Below are 3,378 nucleotides of genomic sequence, written 5' to 3' on the forward strand. Positions count from 1 at the left end.
ACTGGATGATCCCGGGCAAGATGGTCAAGGGCATGGGCGGGGCGATGGATCTCGTCGCCGGCGTCAAGCGCGTGGTCGTGGTGATGGAGCACGAGGCGAAGGGTTCACCGAAGCTCCTGCGCGAATGCACACTGCCGCTGACCGGCACGCGGGTGGCCGACATGGTGATCACAGATCTCGGCGTTTTCACCATTGCAAGGCAGGGCCCAGTGAAGATGGTCCTTACCCAACTTGCCGATGGCGTCACCCTCGAGGAAATCAAAGCCAAGACCGAGGCCCGTTTCGAGGTCGGGCTGGATCGGGAGAGCGGCCAATGAGCGACGTGGTCATCGTTTCCGCCGCACGCACGGCTGTCGGCGCCTTCATGAAGTCCTTCGCTAGCGTGCCCGCCCATCAGCTCGGCAGCACCGCCATCGCTGCGGCGCTTGAGCGCGCGGGCGTGGGCGCTGACGAGGTGGACGAGGTCATCCTCGGCCAGGTGCTGACGGCAGGCGCCGGACAGAACCCGGCCCGCCAGGCGGCGATTGCCACCGGCATTCCCGATAGCGCGACGGCCTTTCTGATCAACCAGGTCTGCGGTTCCGGACTGCGGTCGGTGGCAATCGGCATGCAGCAGATCGCCATGGGCGATGCCCGCATCGTGGTGGCCGGCGGACAGGAATCCATGTCGCTCTCGCCCCATTGCGCGCATCTGCGCTCCGGCCACAAGATGGGCACGGCAAGTTTTGTCGACACCATGGTCGGCGATGGCCTGACGGACGCCTTCGGCGGCATGCATATGGGCATCACCGCTGAAAACATCGCGCGCCAATGCGGTATCGACCGCGCCCGCCAGGATGAGTTCGCGCTTGCCAGTCATCGCAAGGCGACCGCCGCGCGCGAGGCCGGACGGTTTGCCGAGGAGATCGTGCCCTTTGCCGTCAAATCGCGCAGGAGCGAAACCATTGTCGACACCGACGAGCAGATCCGCCCCGATGCCAGCGCCGAGACGCTGGCCGCCCTTCGTCCGGCCTTCGACAAGGACGGCACGGTGACGGCGGGCAATGCCTCTGGCCTCAATGACGGCGCGGCCGCTCTCGTCCTGATGCATGCCGATGAAGCCGCACGACGCGGACTGACGCCGCTTGCCCGCATCGCCTCCTGGGCAACGGCCGGCGTCGACCCTTCCATCATGGGCACCGGCCCGATCCCGGCCTCGCTGAAGGCGCTGGAAAAGGCCGGCTGGTCCGTCGGCGACCTCGATCTTGTCGAAGCCAACGAAGCCTTTGCCGCCCAGGCCTGCGCCGTCAATGACGGGCTCGGCTTCGACCCGGACAAGGTCAACGTCAATGGCGGAGCGATCGCCATCGGCCATCCGATCGGCGCCTCCGGCGCACGCATTCTTGTGACCCTGCTTCACGAGATGAAGCGTCGCGATGCCCGCAAGGGCCTTGCCACGCTCTGTATCGGCGGCGGCATGGGCATCGCGCTCTGCGTGGAGCGGGGATAGACGCTCAGGTGTGAATACCGGGTGTCGCACTGAACAATCGCTTGCGGATCGGCAGGAGTGCGGCCCCCAGAACATTCGGATCGGTCTCGATCTCGCTGATCAGCAGTTCGGGACCGGGAAACGGCAGGTTGATCTCGTCGACCGTGCGCGGACTTGAGGCCCGCGCCAGACGCACCCTCAGATCGCGCGGCGCTTCGCCGCCGAAGACGATGGCCGCGGGATCGAGAATGCCGGTCATCGCTCTGAGCATCTGGTCGAGCGCGGGGGTCACCCGTTCGATCCAGCGGTCAATTTCCGGCCAGGACGGGTCATAGTGCCGCTTCAAAGCATTGACGGAGCCGATATCGCGCCCGGCCTCGCGCAGCATCGCAATCAGCGTTCTGAGCGCCGGACGGCGCTCCTGCTCTTCCGGCGTGTAGATCGAGGAAATTTCCGCCGCGTTCATATGGTAGCCGAGATAGGGCGCGCCGTTGATGACGACGCCACCGCCGAAACCGAGATTGATCGACAGATAGGCAAAATTGTCGAAGCGCAGGCCGGCGCCAACCCAGTTTTCCACTTCCGCGCCAAGCGTGGCGTTGTTCTCCGCCATCAGCGGCAGGCCAAACGCGCCTGAGAAGATCTCGCCCACATCGCGGTCACGCCAGGCGGCAATCTTCGGCGGCGGCACGAAGGCCAGGGAGCGCGTGCGGCGATAGCCCTGCATGGAAATGCCGACGCCTGCGATCCTGCGCCGGTCAAGCTTCAGCCCCGCAACGATCTCCGGCACGCGCTCAGCCGCCTCATCGCGCACGCGCTCGGGGTCGTTCGGCTCGACGTCGAGGATCACGAGATGGAGGATATCGCCGACAATATTGGTGACGGCGACGCGCACCTCTTCGGTATCGACGGCAATCCCGATCCCGTATGCGCCGTCCGGCGAGAGCGCCAGCCGCGGGCTCGGCTTGCCCCTTCCGGCGATTTTCGGCGCTTCCAGCCTGAGAAAACCCTTTTCCAGAAGGTCTTCGGCGAGGCGGTGCACGCTTTGCTGGGATAGCGGCGTGCGTTCGGTGAGATCCGAACGGGCGACCGAGCCGCCCCGCCGGATGGCGTCGAGAACCAGCGCGCCGCTCCGGCCGATCTCAAAGACCGGATTTGCCCCCTCCGCACCGCTCATCTCTTCCACCGAGCCCATTGCACGCCTCATCTCCTGCCTGCCGCCAGAAGCCTTTGAGCATGTTTGTGCGCCGGAATCCAGATTTGCGGCCCTGGCGCGAACCCGGCTGTCAGGAAAATGCAGCACCATTGTCATATTAATTTTACTTACAATGAGTAATAAACTATCACCTCAACAGGGGGAGACATAAATGACAGGCATTTCAGCGGACCATCTGGTCATGCGTTTCGACCGTTTCACGGCCGTCAACGACATCAGCTTCGACGTCGCGCCGGGCGAGTTCGTGACGCTTCTCGGGCCTTCCGGCTGCGGCAAGACCACTCTGTTGAAGATGATCTCCGGCTTTCTGAAACCATCGTCCGGCCGGATTTTTCTCGGCGGGAACGATGTGACCGACAGGCCGCCGGAGGCGCGCGATACCGCGCTCTGCTTCCAGTCCTATGCGCTCTTTCCGCATCTGAGCGTGAAAGAAAATCTCGAATTCGGCCTCAAGCAGAAGAAAGTTCCGCGCAGGGACCGTATCGCACGCGTCGGCGAGGTGGCGGAAAAGCTCGGGCTGGAACCGCAGCTTGAGAAGCTTCCGAACCAGCTTTCCGGCGGCCAGCAGCAGCGGGTCTCGCTCGGGAGGGCGCTCGTCATGCGTCCCGGCGTCATCCTCTTTGACGAGCCGCTGTCCAACCTCGATGCCAAGCTGCGCGATCAGGTGCGCATCGAAATCCGCCGCATCCAGCAG

The 3,378-nt window shown here is 64.3% G+C and carries 4 protein-coding genes; 3 read left to right on the forward strand and 1 reads right to left on the reverse strand.

Annotated elements, in window-relative coordinates:
- Together AC5DC2_RS21520 and AC5DC2_RS21525 are read left to right on the forward strand one after the other, a co-directional pair.
- On the forward strand, positions 1 to 317 hold a 317-nt coding region (locus tag AC5DC2_RS21520; protein WP_491699960.1), incomplete at its 5' end, for a CoA-transferase.
- Positions 314 to 1,489 carry an acetyl-CoA C-acetyltransferase gene (locus tag AC5DC2_RS21525; protein ID WP_491699961.1) on the forward strand — a complete coding sequence of 392 codons (1,176 nt, stop codon included), beginning with the start codon at positions 314 to 316 and terminating at the stop codon, positions 1,487 to 1,489. The genes AC5DC2_RS21520 and AC5DC2_RS21525, both read left to right, overlap by 4 nt.
- A 4-nt stretch (positions 1,490 to 1,493) precedes the next feature.
- Here the strand turns inward: AC5DC2_RS21525 and AC5DC2_RS21530 are convergent, their stop codons facing one another.
- Positions 1,494 to 2,675, reverse strand: coding sequence for an ROK family transcriptional regulator (locus AC5DC2_RS21530; protein ID WP_491699962.1), 1,182 nt, complete (start codon positions 2,673 to 2,675; stop codon positions 1,494 to 1,496).
- A 160-nt stretch (positions 2,676 to 2,835) separates the two neighbouring features.
- On the opposite strand from AC5DC2_RS21530, the gene AC5DC2_RS21535 reads away from it, so the two are divergent.
- Positions 2,836 to 3,378, forward strand: a 543-nt coding sequence (locus tag AC5DC2_RS21535; RefSeq protein WP_491699963.1) for an ABC transporter ATP-binding protein, incomplete at its 3' end; no start/stop codon positions are given.

This window comes from Martelella sp. (assembly GCF_984369615.1).

Excerpts from the sequence above, each read along its gene's own strand:
- AC5DC2_RS21530 (WP_491699962.1), bottom strand. The coding sequence starts at position 2,675 with ATGAGGCGTGCAATGGGCTCGGTGGAAGAGATGAGCGGTGCGGAGGGG.
- AC5DC2_RS21525 (WP_491699961.1), top strand. The coding sequence starts at position 314 with ATGAGCGACGTGGTCATCGTTTCCGCCGCACGCACGGCTGTCGGCGCC.